The organism is Providencia sp. CIM-Carb-044 (assembly GCF_033901115.1).
In the GTDB taxonomy this organism is placed as follows: Bacteria; Pseudomonadota; Gammaproteobacteria; order Enterobacterales; family Enterobacteriaceae; genus Providencia; species Providencia hangzhouensis.
This window is the reverse complement of the sequence record NZ_JAXADV010000001.1, coordinates 31,310-49,084: the sequence shown is the minus strand read 5'-3', so window position 1 is coordinate 49,084 and position 17,775 is coordinate 31,310. Positions and strand designations below refer to the sequence as shown.

Below are 17,775 nucleotides of genomic sequence, written 5' to 3'. Positions count from 1 at the left end.
GTTATGTTTTATCGCCTATACACCTTAATTATGAAAGAGCTTCAATCATTACTTCAAGAACCACAAACACGGGCTATTTTGATTTTACCCGTGATATTTCAGATGATTTTATTTCCTCTGGCTGCCACTCTTGAGGTCACTAACACCACCATTGCAATTTTTGACCAAGACAGTGGTGAACATTCTATCGAGTTGACTCAACGTCTCGCCAAAGCCAGTGCGTTTTCTCAAGTTTTATTATTGAAGAATGAACATGAAATTCGTGAAACGCTTGATAACCGTAAGGCTCTGCTGGTTGTCCGTTTTGGGCAAAACTTTAGTGCTGATATTGCAAGCCACCATAACGCTAATATGCTGTTACTCCTTGATGGACGTAATTCAAATAGTGCGCAAATTGCAGCAAATTATGTTGCACAAATTGTCACTCAATACCAACATGAGCTAACGCAATCACAGACTCTGCCGAACAACAGTGAATTAATCGTTCGTAATTGGTACAACCCCAATTTAGATTATAAATGGTTTATTGTGCCTTCATTAGTAGCTTTAATAACTACGATCGGGGTACTGATTGTGACATCTCTTTCTATCGCAAGGGAAAGAGAACAAGGCACCCTGGACCAATTGCTCGTTTCTCCCCTTACCACTTGGCAAATATTTATTGGTAAGGCGGTACCTGCATTGATAGTAGCGACTGCACAGGCAAGTTTAGTCCTAGTTATTGGGATCTTTTGCTATCAAATTCCTTTTGCTGGCTCCCTACTCCTCTTTTATGCCACAATGTTATTCTATGGGTTGTCCTTGGTGGGGTTTGGTTTACTTATTTCAGCACTGTGTTCAACTCAGCAACAAGCGTTCATTGGAGTATTTGTATTTATGATGCCAGCAGTGCTGCTATCAGGTTATATTTCCCCAGTCGAAAACATGCCAATTTGGCTGCAACAAATCACTTGGATTAACCCAATTCGTCATTTCACTGAAATCACCAAACAGATATACCTAAAAAATGCTGATTTTTCAGTTATCTTCCATAGTTTATGGCCATTATTCATCATTGCGATAATCACCAGTTCAGTGGCCTATTACTTATTTAGGAAGAAGATAGCGTGATCAAAAGAAATAATATTACACTTTGAAAATACAATTAAAAGCATTGGAACTATCATTAACGCCTTGAATCACAAACAAGTTAATAATATTCAAATCATATTTTACGATAGTATTTAGATCAAAAAACCCTTGTTACCAAAGTAACAAGGGTTTTCAATTTTAACGACTTCTATCCCCTCATTTCACTGAGTAATGAGGAAAGCCACTCAAATTAGCGACGGTCACCAAAGATACGCAGCAACATTAAGAACAGGTTAATGAAGTCTAAATACAGAGATAACGCACCCATAATAGAGTATTTACGCATTGTTTCTCTGTCGTCTTCATCAATTTGTGAACCCATTTCTTTCAGTTTTTGAGTGTCATAAGCAGTTAAAGCAGCAAACAGTAAAACACCACCGTAAGTGATCACCCAATACATCATGGTGCTTTGCAGCCAGATGTTAACCAAAGAAGCGACAACAATACCAATCAGCGCCATAAACAGGAAGTTACCCATACCTGTTAAGCTACGTTTAGTGGTATAGCCGTAGAAACTTAATGCACCAAACATTACCGCAGTAATGACAAATGTGCCCGCAACGGACTCACCAGTATATGCGGCAAGAATAACTGAAATCGTTAAGCCGGTGAGCAATGAATAGAGCATAAACATGCCCGTTGCTGCCATGCCACTAATTTTTTGCAGCAGGAATGAAATGCCCATCACTAAACCAAGTTCAGCAATAATCATTCCAAAAAAGAGAATCTTATTGGTTGCAATGGTGTAGTACAAACCACTGCTTACAGAATACCATGCCACAAAAGCTGTCAGCAGTAGACCGACTGTCATCCAGCCGTATACTTGCGACATAAATGCCTGAACGCCAGTATTGGCACCCTGGACAAGAGAATCATTACGTTGATCAAACTGACCCATGATGGTTACCCTTTCGCTAAAAGAAAAATCGACCCAGTAAAAATACTGCAATCGGAGAAATTAACCAAAGTCTAACACATTCTTTTGACAATACCATTCAGCAAATTCGTATTTTTTAGCGGAAAAAATGCGATTACCAGCGGTTTGCAGACGCCTCGTCGGTTTCTTTCGCTTCCACCCAACGTTCATTTTCAGGTAAGGTTTCTTTTTTCCAAAATGGGGCTTTCGTTTTTAAGTAATCCATAATAAATTCAGCCGCTTGAAATGCTGCATTACGATGAGCACTCGTGACCCCAACAAAAACAATTTCTTCGCCGGGTTGTAAGGTGCCAATGCGGTGGATCACACTAACTCTCTGCAATGGCCAACGCTCTTTTGCTTCTATGACTATATTCGCTAACGCTTTTTCAGTCATTCCTGGGTAGTGTTCGAGTGTTAATGCCGCAACGCTGTCACCTAAATTATGATTACGCACTTTCCCCGTAAAAATCACCACTGCGCCATCACTATCACACTGTGCAAGCCATTGATATTGCTCACCAACACTAAAATTTTCAGTTTGTACTGCAATATGGGTGTTTTCCATATTACCCCCCAGTGACAGGTGGGAAAAATGCCACTTCGTCCCCTTCTGAGAGAGGGTGGTCTAGTGAAACAAATGATTGATTAACAGCGGCAAGTAATTTGCCATCTTCAAGTGCCAACGCCCAACGATCCCCTTTTTGTGAAAGTGCTTGGCGCAAGTCTTCCACTTTTTGGTATGAGTCTGTAAGTTCTAAACGTTCCGTTCCAACTAGCTCACGTACCTGAGCAAAAAATAATACTGTGATCATTATTCCACCTTAAAATGTCCAGATTTGCCGCCTGTTTTCTCTAATAAACGAACAGGGCCAATCACCATATCTTTTTGCACGGCTTTACACATGTCATAAATCGTCAACGCAGCAACGGATGCGGCTGTTAACGCTTCCATTTCTACCCCTGTTTTCCCTGTTAACCGGCAACAAGTTTCAATACGGACGCGGTTATGTTCAGGTTCCGCTTTCAAGGTCACTTCAACTTTGGTTAACAACAATGGGTGGCATAATGGGATAAGCTGCCAAGTGTTTTTTGCCGCTTGAATACCCGCAATACGTGCCGTGGCGAACACATCTCCTTTATGATGGCTACCATCGACAATCATCGTTAAGGTTGCTGGGTTCATGGTGACATAAGCTTCTGCGCGAGCTTCACGGACAGTTTCAGCTTTGGCTGAAACATCAACCATATGCGCCTCGCCCGACGCATTGAGGTGAGTCAGTTGGGACATATTTTCTCCTGAAATAAAAAAGAGTTAACCGCCGATTACGGATAAATTTGGTGTAATTCCGCTATCGCCCATATGCAGAAAATGGGTTTCTCGTTTATGGTGTAAGCCCCGTTGAATACGCGCTTTTAACGCTTCGTTTTGGTCATCTGCGCCCAATAAATCACGAAGTGGAATACCATTTTCACCAAATAAACATAAATGGAGATTTCCTAGTGAGGAAACACGTAAGCGGTTACAGCTTTGGCAAAAATCTTTTTCGTAAGGCATGATAAGCCCAATTTCGCCTTGGTAATCTGGATGACTAAAGACTTGAGCTGGCCCATCACTACGAGAACGAGGAAGCATATACCAGCCTTCTTCGATTAAACGTTCGCGAATAGTTTCGCCTGAAATATGAAAGCGTTGGAAGATATCACTTCCATCACCGGTTTCCATGAGTTCAATAAAACGTAATTGAATTGGTCGGTGCTTGATCCAATTTAGGAATGACTTCAACGCAATATCATTGACATTTTTCATGAGCACTGCATTGACTTTTACTTTTTCGAAGCCTGCTTCAAAGGCGGCATCAATGCCTTTCATCACCTGAAAGAATTTATCTTGCCCTGTGATGGCCGCAAATTGGCGTGGATCTAAGCTGTCAACGCTCACATTGATCGCGTTCAACCCTGCGGCTTTCCATTCATGCACATCTCGCGCCATACGGTAGCCGTTGGTTGTTACGGCTATTTTTTTGATTGATTCATTTTCATTGATGGCAGCAATAATATCACTGAAATCTTTGCGCATAGTCGGCTCACCGCCCGTAATACGCACTTTTTCTGTGCCTAATTCTGCAAATGCCGTACTGATACGACGAATTTCATCTAATGTTAAGAATTCATGGCGACCGCTTGGCTTGTAGCCATCGGGTAGGCAGTATGTGCAACGAAAGTTGCAAACATCTGTTATAGAAAGCCGAAGATAATAAAATTTCCGGTCAAATTGATCGACAAGTTGCTGCATAATCACACCTTTCCAAGTACGGGAGATGCAGACATTTCTATCTTGCACCCTGGTGGCTCTAGGCCACGGCCAGTGCATCATATTCAGTCGTTCAAACTTAGACGCAAAGGCTAGGAGTTTTATCTGGAACCGAGTCACTGATTTTAAACTGCAAAATGCGTCACTCTGTTCACTTAATTTATGTAAGGATTCTAGCCGATAGAAATTGAAAAAGCGAATTGCAATTCGATATATATCATTATATACAACGACTTACAAAAGACATAGTTGAATCACCGAAGCTATTATTATCAATGACAATTTTCCATTTTGAGTGGTTTCAAACCGTATAATTTCATACTAATTGATTAACATCTCTAACTATTTAATTAAACATTTATTGATATAGATCTAAAATGGGGAGCAAGCTCCCCATCTGATTGTTTACGTTATAAATATCAGCACTTAACGCTTATCAAAACCGATATTTCAAATTGAATAATTGGCATATCAATTAAAAATAAATAGTGAAGCACAGAATTCATTAATCAAAACGCTAAATAATTTGCGTTGTTAGTTGTGATTAGGCGACAGATGAAGATACCTTGGAATTACACACCAATACAGAATCGTCTCTTTTATTGTTTTTTGTCACGGTACTTAAGCCAAGAATGATGTTTTATGGTAGATTAACGCCCAATTTATTTTAGTCGCCATAAAACGGGCATTAGCGTAAAAAACGTATTTCGTAACTCGCTGGTTTACTTGCTTTTATAAGTACTGAAAATTAACTGATATAGGAACACTATGCCGAATTGTAGTCTGGCGGATCTCAAACATGTTGTCGCTTTAGGTGGCGGCCATGGGCTTGGTCGCGTGATGTCTTCACTTTCTTCTTTAGGTTCTCGTTTAACGGGTATTGTCACCACAACCGATAATGGGGGCTCGACTGGTCGTATTCGTCGCTCTGAAGGTGGGATAGCTTGGGGAGACATGCGTAACTGTTTAAATCAGCTAATTACTGAGCCGTCCATTGCTTCAGCGATGTTTGAATACCGTTTTAGCGGAAATGGTGAGCTTTCAGGCCATAATTTAGGTAATTTAATGTTAAAATCATTAGATCACTTAAGTGTGCGCCCACTAGAAGCCATAAATCTTATCCGTAATATGCTAAAAGTCGATGCGCAGTTGATCCCGATGTCGGAATCTCCTGTTGATTTAATGGCTGTCGATGAAATGGGTAATGAAGTGTACGGTGAGGTGAATGTTGATGCCTTACATGAAATCCCACAAGAGTTACGTTTGTATCCAACAGTCAAGGCAACTAAAGAAGCCTTGCAGGCTATCCACCAAGCAGACTTAATTATTATCGGCCCTGGCAGTTTTTTTACTAGTTTAATGCCATTATTACTTTTGGATGAAATTGCGGCTGCACTACGCGAATGTAAAGCCCCGATGATTTATATTGGCAATTTAGCGAAAGAAATTAGCTCCCCTGCTGCAAACCTGTCTTTACCTGACAAACTAAAAATGATGGAACAGTATATTGGCTGCCAAAAAATTGATGCGTTAATCCTTGGCCCACGCACACAAACCAATAATATCAGCCCTGACCGCAAAATAATCCAACGGGTACTCGAAGCTGACGATATTCCGTATCGCCATGATAGAAAGCTGTTACTGCAAGCCATCGAAGAAACCATCAACTTGTTATAATCCCCAACCGCCATTCCGCTGCTAAATACCCGCAGCGGAAAACTCTTCCAACCTTATTGTTACAATACCCATTTTCAAAATACTTTGCGTTGTGGGTAGGCGGCAAGTGAAGGCAGCTCGGGGAGCATACATAAAGTATGTGACCCGAGTGACTGAACGAAGCCAACACCCCCACAACGCGAAGTATGAAGAAAATAAAAGCAGCTCGGGGAGCATACATAAATATGTGACCCGAGTGACTAAACGCAGCCAACACCCCCACAGCGTGAAGTATGAAGAAAATAAAGGCAGCTCGGGGAGCATACATAAATATGTGACCCGAGTGACTGAACGAAGCCAACACCCCCACAACGCGAAGTATGAAGAAAATGATGAAAATTAGGAATTAGCGATAAACTGGGAGCGTATCTCCTGCAATTCGTCTCTGACTCGCGCAGCCGCTTCAAATTCAAGATCTTGAGCATGCTTATACATTTGCGCTTCAAGTTGCGAAATCCGTTGCTCCAATTCTTTTGTTGACATTGATTGAATATCAACCGAATTATTATTTTTGGTATTGTCTTTCGTGCGGCTTTTTCCTTTGCCACCCACTTTGTGGCCAATTTGCAGAATATCACCGATTTTCTTATTCAACCCTTGTGGAACGATGCCATGTTCTTCGTTGAACGCCATTTGTTTAGCACGGCGACGCTCTGTTTCTGCAATCGCTTTTTGCATGGAGTTGGTGATCCTGTCTCCATAGAGGATTGCCTTACCATTTAAGTTACGAGCCGCACGCCCTATGGTTTGAATAAGCGAACGTTCCGAACGCAAGAAACCTTCTTTATCCGCGTCTAAAATAGCCACCAGAGATACCTCTGGCATATCCAAGCCTTCTCTTAATAAGTTGATCCCAACCAGCACATCAAACTCACCAAGCCGCAAGTCGCGAATAATTTCCACGCGCTCGACTGTATCGATATCTGAGTGAAGATAACGAACTCGCTCCCCGTGTTCTTCGAGATATTCCGTTAAATCCTCGGCCATACGTTTAGTTAATGTGGTGACTAACACACGTTCATTTTTCTGCACACGTATACGAATTTCAGACAGTAAATCATCTACTTGGGTAGAAACTGGGCGAACTTCAATTATCGGGTCAAGTAGGCCTGTAGGCCTAACAACTTGCTCAATCACCTCATTGCCTGATTTATCAAGCTCATAGTTACCCGGTGTTGCTGAAACATAAATAGTTTGCGGCGCTAAAGCTTCGAATTCTTCAAAACGCATTGGCCGGTTATCTAATGCAGAAGGAAGACGAAAACCATATTCAACTAAGGTCTCTTTTCTTGAGCGGTCCCCTTTGTACATCGCGCCTATTTGTGGGATGGTAACGTGAGACTCATCTACCACTAGCAAGCCATCTGCAGGCAAGTAATCGAATAATGTCGGAGGTGGTTCACCGGGCGCACGACCCGATAAGTAGCGCGAATAGTTTTCGATACCTGAACAATAACCGAGCTCATTCATCATTTCTAAGTCGAATTGTGTTCGTTGGGTAATACGCTGTTCTTCAAGTAGTTTATTGTTTTCCAGTAATACTTTTCGCCTATCCGCTAATTCAATCTTAATTTGTTCCATTGCTTCAAGGATACGTTCTCTCGGTGTGACATAGTGCGTTTTTGGATAAACGGTAAAGCGAGGAACACGATGTTGTATTTGACCTGTCAATGGGTCAAATAATGATAACCGTTCAACTTCGTCATCAAATAGCTCAACGCGTAAGGCATATTCGTCTGATTCCGCTGGGAAAATATCGATAACTTCGCCGCGAACACGGAAAGTCCCTCGCGTGAAGGCTTGGTCATTACGCGTATATTGTAAGTCCGCTAAACGCCTTAAAATTGAGCGCTGGTCGATGATCATGCCATCCGTTAGGTGCAACATCATTTTTAAATAGCTGTCAGGGTCACCCAAACCATAAATAGCTGACACAGAAGCCACCACAATTACATCGCGGCGTTCGAGTAAGGCCTTAGTCGCAGATAGACGCATTTGCTCAATATGTTCGTTTACAGAGGCGTCTTTTTCAATGAAAGTATCTGAGCTTGGGACGTAAGCTTCAGGCTGATAATAGTCATAGTAAGAAACGAAATATTCCACGGCGTTATCTGGGAAGAAGGCTTTCATTTCACTATAAAGCTGTGCCGCTAAGGTTTTATTATGCGCCATTAGCATGGTTGGCCGGTTCTCTTGCGCAATGACGTTGGCAATAGTGAACGTTTTACCGGACCCCGTTACGCCTAATAGAGTTTGATGAGCAAGTCCATCTTGTAGCCCTTCCCTTAATTTATGGATAGCTTCGGGTTGGTCCCCTCCCGGCTGAAAATCAGAATACAGCTTAAAATCCTTACTCATATTAACGCCCCTTAACAAGTTTCTTCCAATATGATACTGGATAAAAAACCAGCTTCAAGTATTGAAGCTAAATTTTCTGTTAATCTCCGCTCTGATATGTTTATAAAAATGTTATCCCCAAAAAAGTACTTGACCTTTTTGAAACTTTATATTTTATGCTATTGCATTTTTATGCCATACCTCAAATATAAATTGAAGGCTTGATTTTATTTAACCATTTGTATTTATTATAGATTAATTTAAAGTCCAGAATCACATCAAATAAACCCAAAGCCGCTTGTCACCTAGCGTAGAACTTGTTTTATAACGTTAATACACAAGGTTATCCACAGAAATGGTGGATAACTCTTGAAGCCCTTAGAGCTCATGGATTCACAGGATCTCTAAGATTTGCTCAATGGAGGCAAAATGACAAAAAGATGGCAGTTTAATGAAAAAATTTTTAAGTAGTAACTGCTATGAAAAACAGATTTTATATTTTTTATTAAGATCTGAGTGGTATTTTTACTGAAATACTTGACAGTATTTTAGTTGAGAACGTTAAAAAAGATCGGCTCCCTATATAACAATTGATCAGCCCCAAGCATTGAGTGTGGCTTGGGGAAAAGTATTGATATTTTTATATAATCAAATAGTTAATAAAGAAAGATCCAAATAGCTTCCTAATTTACCGTTGAGTGTTTTTTGGTGTGGGATCACCCCTAAACAAGGTACTTTGATCATTCGGTTAAGTGTTGACAAATATTGCTCTTGGAAAATACCTGCGGGTTCAACTTCATTGGCAACCCAGCCGGCTACGGGTAAACCTGCAGCTTCGATAGATTCCATGGTTAACAATGCATGGTTTATACAGCCTAACTTAACACCAACAACTAAAATAACGGGGAGTTGCTGTTCAATCACCCAATCTGCATAAGTTTTTTCTACAGATAACGGAGTATACCATCCACCAGCCCCCTCGACTAATAACCAATCCGCTTGGGACTTCAAATAAACCAATCCTTTATTTATCACTGAAAATTCAATGGGTTGATTTAATTTCTCACTGATAATGTGCGGTGAAGTTGGCGCTTCAAATACAATAGGGTTAATCGCCTCATAGGGTAATTTTACTCGACTATTGGCTTGTAATAACAACGCATCGCTATTACGTAGGCCATCCGCCGTGAGCTCACTCCCAGATGCGACAGGCTTATAGCCCACCGTATTCAAACCTTGATAACCCGCAGCTTGCAATAAAGCACAACTTACAACGGTTTTCCCTACTTCTGTATCCGTTCCTGTTACAAAGTACATTTTAGTCACGGTAAATCGCTCCAAACACCGTATGATAAGTTAGAGGTAAGCCTTGCTCTGTCATTGGATAGAGCAAAGCAAGTTGCTGCAAATGCTGGCGGGTCATTAACCCTGCTTTACGCCCAGCAGTCAAATGTGTCGCTCCAATGCCTTTCAATGAATGAAGCAACGCTATTAATTCAGGAAAATAGACGGTATCCTTCTGAAAAATAAGTTTATGTCTCCATGACTGACAACTATTTTGTATCTGCTGAACACTGAGAAAGGAATTCACATGTGAATAGCCGTCAAGTGAATGCCAAGCTGAAGACAATTCTGCGAGAGAATGCTCTGCAAGTGTGGTGAACACCACAACTCCCCCCGGTTTTGTCACTCGATATAATTCACTTAATGCTTTGCTGAGATCTTGGCACCATTGGACCGATAAATTGGAAAAAACCACATCAAAGGTTTGTGAATCTAACGGAATGGATTCTATATCAGCACATAAATAATGATCAGCCACAGCTTTCGTTTGCGCCATTTCGAGCATACCAGCAGAAAGATCTAAAGCCGTGATGTGATGTCCTTGATTTTTCAGTTTATGGCTAAAATACCCCGTACCGCACCCTGCATCTAAAATATGTAATGGTGCTGTGATTTCTGAACTGTTTAAGACTGAAGTCAGTTGACCAAGCAGTTGTGTTCCTGTTGATCGTTGATAACTTGCCACTGAGTCATAACTTTTAGCCGCACGGCCAAATGCCGCTGCAATTTTATGCTTTTCACGACTGAGCGATAAAGTCATGTAAAGCCTCCAATAATTGATCGATATCTTGACGTTGATGCGCAGCGCTTAATGTGACTCGTAACCTAGCACTCCCAGTCGGAACCGTTGGCGGCCTGATCGCTTGCACCCAAATATTTTTTTTGCGTAAGAAATTGGCTAACTGTTGGCTAGCTTGGTTTTCCCCGATAATTAATGGTTGAATAGCCGTCATTGAATTAGCCAGCTGCATGCCATTAAAATCAGCATTATTTCTAAAATACGCAATATGTTGGTTAAGGTCTTCTCGTGCTTGATCTGCGAGCTGAATTTGCTCAACTGCCGCTAGAAGCGCGACAGCCTGAGCCGGAGGCATTGAAGTGCTATAAATTAAATGGCGTGCGGATTGGACAAAAAATTCAGCCGTTGACTCATCACACAATACCGCTGCGCCGCTTAAACCAAACGCTTTACCAAATGTCACGACTAAAATTTCAGGTTTAACCCCATTCGCGAAGCAACTACCACGGCCTTGTTCTCCGATAACACCAATACCGTGTGCATCATCAACCATCAGCCAAGCATGCTGATTTCTAGCGATTTCCTGCAATTGTTGAAGTGGAGCACTATCGCCATCCATACTAAAAACGCCTTCTGTGACGACAAGCGTTTTTCCCGAAACCGGTTTTTGAATTAAGTTATCAAGTGATAGAGGGTTATTATGCTTAAAGCGCCTTAATTGAGCCCCTGAATGAATCGAGGCCTCCATTATTGATGCATGGCTAAGTTTATCCGCTAAAATACGATCATTTGCCGTCATTAATGCCGTGATCACCGCATGGTTCGCGGCAAAACCTGAAATAAACAATAAGGCTTTTGGATAGCCGAGCCAATCAGCGAGAGCTTGCTCTAATTTATCATGTGCTTTGGTGAACCCTGTAATATGGCCCGATCCTCCACTACCCACACCATATTCATCAGCCCCACGTTGCCACGCGGCAACCACTTGAGGATGATGGGCTAATCCCAAATAATCATTGGATGAGAAATTAAGAAATTCTTTTCCAGCCAGAAAAAGCGAACGACCATTGGCACTATCAATACACTGCCGTTGACGCCAGATAGAAGCCTGCTTACGCTGCTCTATCTGGTTTTGTATAAATGATTGCCAAGTCATTATACTGCTGCGTTATAAAATTGAGGGTTATCGGCGGTTAACAACGTTTCGGCTAACTTAGCGGCTTGATGGTTATCCCCTTCGCCAGTTTCAATTCGCTCAGGGTTAATATCCAGTTTTCTAAATAGTGCTAAATCTTTGTTTTCATCAGGATTTGGCGTCGTTAATAATTTACACCCATAGAATACTGAGTTCGCACCGGCCATAAAACATAATGCCTGAGTTTGCTCATTCATGTATTCACGGCCTGCCGACAGCCTAACGTATGACGTTGGCATCATGATACGTGCAACGGCAATAGTACGAATAAAATCAAACGCATCGACATCTTCGTTATCTGCCATCGGGGTTCCTTCAACCTTCATCAACATGTTGATCGGCACACTTTCTGGCGGTTTAGGTAAATTTGCCAATTGCACCAATAAGGCCGCTCGGTCACTGACTTTTTCGCCTAAGCCTAAAATCCCACCAGAGCAGACTTTGATCCCTGCGTCTCGGACATTTTCGAGTGTATTTAAGCGGTCTTGATAACTGCGAGTCGTAATAATATTGCCATAGTATTCAGGAGAGGTATCAAGGTTATGATTATAATAATCTAACCCGGCTTCTGCTAAGCGTTGAGCTTGAGAGTTATCAATCATCCCTAAAGTCATACAGGTTTCCATCCCTAATAACTTCACTTCTTTTACCATCATTTCAAGATAAGGCATATCGCGTTCTTTCGGATTCCGCCATGCCGCGCCCATACAAAAACGCGTTGAACCTGCTTGCTTAGCTTTTTTCGCAGACTCCAGAACTTGCTGAACTTCCATTAGTTTTTCAGTTTCTAGTCCTGTTTTATAGCGCGCGCTTTGCGCACAATACTTACAATCTTCTGGGCAAGCCCCAGTTTTAATCGATAGCAAAGTACTGACTTGCACTTGCTGGGGGTCGAAATGTTGGCGATGAATTTGCTGTGCCTGAAATAATAATTCAAAAAAAGGCATTGAAAACAGTTCATTAGCTTGTTTTATTGTCCACTGTTTTAATTGGCTCACGGAAACTCTCCAGTTGAAAAAGTTGTTGCCAGTTTAAATATTGCGATTATCATGTCAACTAAAATGATCTAAAAAAGTTGACGATGATAGCAAATGGATAACGTAGATATTCAGTTTGATGCCAAACATATTTGGCACCCTTATACCTCGATGAGCCAGCCAATTCCGGCTTATCCGATTGTTGAAGCCCATGGAGCCGAGCTAATCATGGCCGATGGGAAAAAATTAATTGATGGTATGTCTTCATGGTGGGCAACCATTCATGGTTACAATCATCCTGTATTAAACCAAGCGGTAACAACGCAATTAGCGAAAATGTCCCATGTGATGTTTGGCGGGATTACGCACCCACCCGCAGTGAATCTATGTAAACAGTTGGTTGCTATCACACCAGAGCCGCTGGAATGTGTGTTTCTCGCTGACTCAGGCTCCGTGGCAGTTGAAGTTGCTCTGAAAATGGCATTGCAATATTGGCAAGCAAAAGGGGAAAAGCGTCAGCGCATCCTGACATTACGCCATGGATATCATGGTGATACTTTCGGTGCGATGGCCGTTTGTGACCCAGATAATTCAATGCATGGCCTGTATAAGGGGTATTTACCTCCGCATATTTTTGTGGAAGCCCCTCAATGCGGTTTTTACGACGAATGGGACAGCGCCGATTTGCATCCTCTTGAAGTTCAACTTGCCGAAAATAGCGATAAAATTGCGGCGATCATCCTTGAACCGATCGTTCAAGGGGCTGGTGGAATGCGTATCTATCACCCTGAATATTTAAAGGGAGTCCGCCATTTGTGTGATCAATATGGTCTACTGTTGATCGCTGATGAAATTGCGACTGGTTTTGGTCGTACGGGTAAATTGTTTGCTTGCCATCATGCTGATATATCACCCGATATTATGTGTTTAGGTAAAGCACTAACTGGGGGCTATATGACACTTTCTGCCACTCTCACAACTCGCCATGTGGCAGAAACCATTAGCAATGGTGAAGCAGGTTGCTTTATGCATGGACCAACCTTTATGGGTAACCCTCTTGCCTGTGCGGTGGCGGATGCCAGCCTGAGTTTGTTACTCAATAGTCCTTGGCAGAAAATAATTGCCACTATCGAACAACAACTTAAGGCTGAACTGATGCCTTTAATATCCCACCCTAGTGTTGCAGATGTACGTGCTCTTGGTGCAATTGGCGTGATTGAAATGAAGCAGCCAGTCAATACAGCCGCTTTACAAAAAGTATTCGTGGAAAATGGTGTTTGGGTTCGCCCATTCGGCAAACTTATTTATGTTATGCCACCGTATATCATCACCCCCGAGCAACTCAGTAAAGTAACAAATGCAATGGCAAAAGTGTTGGGATAGCACAATAAATTCAATGGTAATCGAAGTGATTCTTACTGAATTTTTAATCTAGAGTATTTCATAAATCATTTGAGCTGTAACAAGGCGGCAAGTGAAACTAAGCCCTAGGAGCATACACCAGTATGTGACTAGGGTTAGTAAACGTAGCCAACACAGTTACGGCTCAAAGGATGACTGAAATAACCCACATAGGACCTTTCCCGACCATATACCGTCCTATTTGTGTCAATTTCCCTGTAATCGGGTCAATTTCAGAAACTGAAATATGGTCTGATTTTTGCCCACTCGAAATTAAAAAACGCCCTGTCACATCAATATTAAAGCCTCTTGGGTGCGTCTCTGTTGGGTAACGTGCTTCTAATGTTAGCTCGCAACCGTCATCAGAAACCAGATAGTGGCTGAGGTAACTTTCAGAACGTTCACTAACATACAAATGGCGGCCATCTGGCGTAATGTGGATATCTGCAGCCCAGCGCTGACTTTCGTTACCTAATGGGTAATTTGCCAAAGTTTGCATGTTACGATAGCGAGTAAATTTACGATACACGCCTACCGTTGAGTCTAACTCATTCACACAATAAATGACTTTTTCAGTAGGATGGAAAGCCAGATGACGGGGGCCGGATTTCTCAGCTGTGGTAATTTGATCTGCGGTTGCTTCGGTTAAATAACCATTTTCATGTAAATCGAATAAACGGATATGGTCTTCGCCTAAACAAGGAACCCAAAGCTGTTGGTTATCAACATCAACATGGGAAGAATGTGGATTACGCAAGCCTTCAATCACTTGAACAACGCGATCTGGGACGCCTTCTTCATTAATGGTTAACACTGACAAGTTATGTTGATGATATGAAGGAACAAATAGATATTTGCCATTATTATCAAGGGATAAATGAACCGGTGTACCTGGAATTGATGTCTCCGCTTTTAAACGTAGTAACCCTTTCTCTTCAATTTCATAGGTTACGACACGGAAATTCGGGCGCACACCAATATAAAGGTGTTTTTTATCATGGCTGAATACCATAGGTTGCACTTGACCCGGTGTTTTTACCGTTTGCAGAAGAGTAAGCTCCCCAACCTCATTCATCGACCACACGTGAATTTGCTGACTCTCGGGGCTCGCAATATAAACAACCTGATTCATCCTGACTCCTTAATTCATGATAAAAATACAAAACCGCATCTATAATCCACTATATTGGCTTCACTATACTTTATATTATGCAAATTACACTGGGTAAATAGCACTGACGCGGCTGTTACATATCGTACCAAGAACAAATAATAATGATACTAAAACGGTTCAGTTAACGTTATGATGATAAAACATATCAAGTTGACTATTTTTATAGCAATAATTTCTCATTATTCGTTAAATTCATCATCTCCCTATCTCTACCCCTTTAGTAAGATAGGTAACAACTAAATCACGTGGAGCCGTTTATGTCATACCGCGTTATTGCGCTCGATCTTGATGGAACACTGCTTGATCACCAAAAGAAAATTCTGCCTGAATCTTTAGCAGCCTTACAAGAAGCACGCCGCCAAGGCGTCAAAGTGATCATTGTCACAGGCCGCCATCATGTTGCGATTCATCCGTTTTATCAAACTTTAGATCTCGATACTCCAGCCATTTGTTGTAATGGAACCTACCTATACGACTATTTAGGCAAAAAAGTTCTAAAATCAGATCCTATGACCCTCAATTCTGTCACACAAATGATAGACAAACTGCGTGGAACAGATATTCAGCATTTAATGTATGTTGATAATGCAATGCTCTATAACGCACAAACAGAAGGCATTAAGCGTACATTGAATTGGGCCGAATCCTTACCTGTTGCACAGCGCCCAACCATTGAATTTGTTGAAGATTACGCTGATGTGATGCATAACTATGATTCTATTTGGAAATTTGCTGTTAGCTCGCCAAATACGGAGCAACTTCATCGAGTCGTTAGCGAAATTGAAAATGATTTTGGTTTGGACTGTGAATGGTCTTGGATGGATCAGGTTGATGTCGGCCGCAAAGGCAATAGCAAAGGCCAACGCTTAAAAGAGTGGGTCGAATCCCAAGGGATGACGATGAATGATGTTGTGGCTTTCGGTGACAATTTTAATGACTTAAGTATGCTGACAACCGCAGGTTTAGGTGTAGCGATGGGCAATGCGGTTGATGAAATTAAGCAGCAGGCCAAGTTAGTCACTCGCATCAACACGGAGCCGGGTATTGCTGAAGTTATCCGTAAATACGTTCTCTAACGGGGTTATGAAATAACAAGAAAACTTAGTTCAATTCTGGTTACTGACACTCTCCATACTTTTCGGTTAAAGATTGTCAGTAACCGGAAAAAACTCTACATAATTGATGAATCAATACAACTTATTGGGTAAGTAATTCGATTAACGCTTGCTCTAATACAGGTAAGGCCGCGCCATAAATTCGTGAGTTTCGGCTCATCTGACTCATTGAGAGTTCCGGTAATGATTGGCCAAAAAAACGATTTTGCTGTTGGAAGCTCTCACAAAACGCAGCCCAGATTTGCGGGTTTTTCACAAAAGGCCCCGACACAATTAAACGTGAAGGGAAAAATACACGACAAATATTTGATGCTGCATTTGCCATATGAGAAACAGCTTGCTGCATCGCTGCATTATTCACTAGATCATGAGTAGCCAAAATTTCTGCCACATTTTCTTCATCATCATGGGCTTTAAATTTACCATCAAGCACATCTGAACCAATTGCCCATAATGCAGTAACCGTTTCTAAGCACCCAACTTGCCCACACTGACACGGCTTATTTTGCCCTGGGATATGCCAATGCCCTATTTCACCAAAAGCATGTCCACCTATATTGATGTAATTATCTGCGGTACTAAAGGCAACCCCGACACCGTACCCCCAATGCAGTAATAACGTACTTTTGCGACGCTCAAGTACATGTAGCATTAACTCGTCGTCCAAAGTTCTTGATAAAACAACACGATACTCAGGGGGAAATAAACTTTTGATATCTAAATTATTCATTCTAGGCCAACGAGATGCATGTATCCAATGATAAGTTTTGCGATCAAATAACCCCCCTAAAGAGAAGACACACCCCGAAACTTCCGCTGTTCTCGGTATTTTTTGCAGAATATTTTTGTGAAGTTGGCTAATTTTGCTGGCTAATGCTTGGCTATCACACTCAGGTGATGCTTCAAGCTGCTCATGCGCAATGACATTAGAAACTAAATTGATAGCAAAAACATGTAATGACAAACTAATGACTTGGAAAACTAATGTTACTAAACGATTAGGATTCACTACCAGTATCATTGATGGCCGACCTCGCCCTGAATGTTGGCTGATTGTTTCGGTCAATAAACGGTTATCTAAAAGCTCAGTAACATGTTCTGATACGGTAGTTGAGCGGATATTCAGAAATTTTACTGCTTCACGACGTGTCGTGATTTGGCCATTTAAAATGGCAAAAAAAATACGTTCCTTATCATTTGTAATAGACTGAGTGATCGGTAAATGTGATAAAAAGCCAGTCGTTGTTTTTAATATCATAATAATTCGATATAAAGCCGTTTAATCTAGGTCCCTGCACCATTCATCAAATAGGAATAGGCAACCTACCTACAGCTTACCCCTTCTCAAGTCAGAAAAATGGTAAATAACTATCGATAAAGTATGCCTCAAGGGTCTATCGTCAATCAATCCTTATT

At 41.5% G+C, this 17,775-nt stretch carries 16 protein-coding genes and 1 riboswitch; of the genes, 4 read left to right on the top strand and 12 right to left on the bottom strand.

All coding sequences use genetic code 11. The features are described 5' to 3' along the window. Positions 1 to 3: 3 nt before the first annotated feature. Positions 4 to 1,110 carry an ABC transporter permease gene (locus SJ312_RS00210; protein ID WP_094962425.1) on the top strand — a complete coding sequence of 369 codons (1,107 nt, stop codon included), beginning with the start codon at positions 4 to 6 and terminating at the stop codon, positions 1,108 to 1,110. Between the two features lie 211 nt (positions 1,111 to 1,321). On the opposite strand, the gene SJ312_RS00205 is transcribed toward SJ312_RS00210, so the two are convergent. The 5 genes from SJ312_RS00205 to moaA all read right to left on the bottom strand — a co-directional run bounded on the left by SJ312_RS00205 (position 1,322) and on the right by moaA (position 4,343). After that, the gene (locus SJ312_RS00205; protein ID WP_004256664.1) at positions 1,322 to 2,029 is read right to left on the bottom strand and encodes a Bax inhibitor-1/YccA family protein; all 708 of its coding nucleotides are present in this window, start codon (positions 2,027 to 2,029) and stop codon (positions 1,322 to 1,324) included. A gap of 133 nt (positions 2,030 to 2,162) precedes the next feature. Then, positions 2,163 to 2,615: a molybdopterin synthase catalytic subunit MoaE gene (gene moaE / locus SJ312_RS00200; protein WP_110591362.1), complete on the bottom strand. Its 453-nt coding sequence runs from the start codon at positions 2,613 to 2,615 to the stop codon at positions 2,163 to 2,165. Position 2,616: 1 nt separating this feature from the next. Continuing rightward, positions 2,617 to 2,862, bottom strand: a complete 246-nt coding sequence (gene moaD, locus SJ312_RS00195) for a molybdopterin synthase sulfur carrier subunit (RefSeq protein WP_004256672.1) — start codon at positions 2,860 to 2,862, stop codon at positions 2,617 to 2,619. Further along, complete coding sequence (gene moaC / locus SJ312_RS00190; protein WP_094962424.1) at positions 2,862 to 3,338, bottom strand: cyclic pyranopterin monophosphate synthase MoaC; 477 nt, start codon at positions 3,336 to 3,338, stop codon at positions 2,862 to 2,864. The genes moaD and moaC overlap by 1 nt, the downstream gene beginning before the upstream one ends. A 24-nt stretch (positions 3,339 to 3,362) precedes the next feature. Beyond that, positions 3,363 to 4,343: a GTP 3',8-cyclase MoaA gene (moaA, locus tag SJ312_RS00185; RefSeq protein ID WP_094962423.1), complete on the bottom strand. Its 981-nt coding sequence runs from the start codon at positions 4,341 to 4,343 to the stop codon at positions 3,363 to 3,365. Next, a riboswitch (molybdenum cofactor riboswitch) is annotated at positions 4,333 to 4,472 on the bottom strand. Its footprint overlaps the gene before it by 11 nt. Positions 4,473 to 5,129: 657 nt before the next feature. Between moaA and SJ312_RS00180 the strand changes: the two genes are divergently transcribed. After that, positions 5,130 to 6,038, top strand: coding sequence for a gluconeogenesis factor YvcK family protein (locus SJ312_RS00180; RefSeq protein ID WP_094962422.1), 909 nt, complete (start codon positions 5,130 to 5,132; stop codon positions 6,036 to 6,038). A 378-nt stretch (positions 6,039 to 6,416) separates the two neighbouring features. Here the strand turns inward: SJ312_RS00180 and uvrB are convergent, their stop codons facing one another. The 5 genes from uvrB to bioB form a co-directional block, all read right to left on the bottom strand. Then, the gene (gene uvrB / locus SJ312_RS00175) at positions 6,417 to 8,435 is read right to left on the bottom strand and encodes an excinuclease ABC subunit UvrB (protein ID WP_110591360.1); all 2,019 of its coding nucleotides are present in this window, start codon (positions 8,433 to 8,435) and stop codon (positions 6,417 to 6,419) included. Positions 8,436 to 9,062: 627 nt separating this feature from the next. Continuing rightward, positions 9,063 to 9,740: a dethiobiotin synthase gene (gene bioD / locus SJ312_RS00170; protein WP_272574707.1), complete on the bottom strand. Its 678-nt coding sequence runs from the start codon at positions 9,738 to 9,740 to the stop codon at positions 9,063 to 9,065. Next, positions 9,733 to 10,518, bottom strand: coding sequence for a malonyl-ACP O-methyltransferase BioC (gene bioC / locus SJ312_RS00165; RefSeq protein WP_319866654.1), 786 nt, complete (start codon positions 10,516 to 10,518; stop codon positions 9,733 to 9,735). The genes bioD and bioC overlap by 8 nt, the downstream gene beginning before the upstream one ends. Next, a complete protein-coding gene (bioF, locus tag SJ312_RS00160) occupies positions 10,496 to 11,653 on the bottom strand; it encodes an 8-amino-7-oxononanoate synthase (protein WP_319866653.1) in 1,158 nt (385 codons plus the stop codon). The genes bioC and bioF overlap by 23 nt, the downstream gene beginning before the upstream one ends. After that, a complete protein-coding gene (bioB, locus tag SJ312_RS00155) occupies positions 11,653 to 12,690 on the bottom strand; it encodes a biotin synthase BioB (RefSeq protein ID WP_004256686.1) in 1,038 nt (345 codons plus the stop codon). The genes bioF and bioB overlap by 1 nt, the downstream gene beginning before the upstream one ends. A gap of 93 nt (positions 12,691 to 12,783) precedes the next feature. On the opposite strand from bioB, the gene bioA reads away from it, so the two are divergent. Beyond that, a complete protein-coding gene (gene bioA, locus SJ312_RS00150; RefSeq protein WP_319866651.1) occupies positions 12,784 to 14,052 on the top strand; it encodes an adenosylmethionine--8-amino-7-oxononanoate transaminase in 1,269 nt (422 codons plus the stop codon). A 163-nt stretch (positions 14,053 to 14,215) separates the two neighbouring features. Here the strand turns inward: bioA and pgl are convergent, their stop codons facing one another. After that, the gene (pgl, locus tag SJ312_RS00145; protein WP_110591356.1) at positions 14,216 to 15,202 is read right to left on the bottom strand and encodes a 6-phosphogluconolactonase; all 987 of its coding nucleotides are present in this window, start codon (positions 15,200 to 15,202) and stop codon (positions 14,216 to 14,218) included. Between the two features lie 299 nt (positions 15,203 to 15,501). On the opposite strand from pgl, the gene SJ312_RS00140 reads away from it, so the two are divergent. After that, positions 15,502 to 16,320 carry a pyridoxal phosphatase gene (locus SJ312_RS00140; RefSeq protein WP_319866648.1) on the top strand — a complete coding sequence of 273 codons (819 nt, stop codon included), beginning with the start codon at positions 15,502 to 15,504 and terminating at the stop codon, positions 16,318 to 16,320. Positions 16,321 to 16,441: 121 nt separating this feature from the next. Here the strand turns inward: SJ312_RS00140 and SJ312_RS00135 are convergent, their stop codons facing one another. After that, the gene (locus SJ312_RS00135) at positions 16,442 to 17,617 is read right to left on the bottom strand and encodes an ROK family protein (protein ID WP_165879238.1); all 1,176 of its coding nucleotides are present in this window, start codon (positions 17,615 to 17,617) and stop codon (positions 16,442 to 16,444) included. Positions 17,618 to 17,775: the final 158 nt, after the last annotated feature.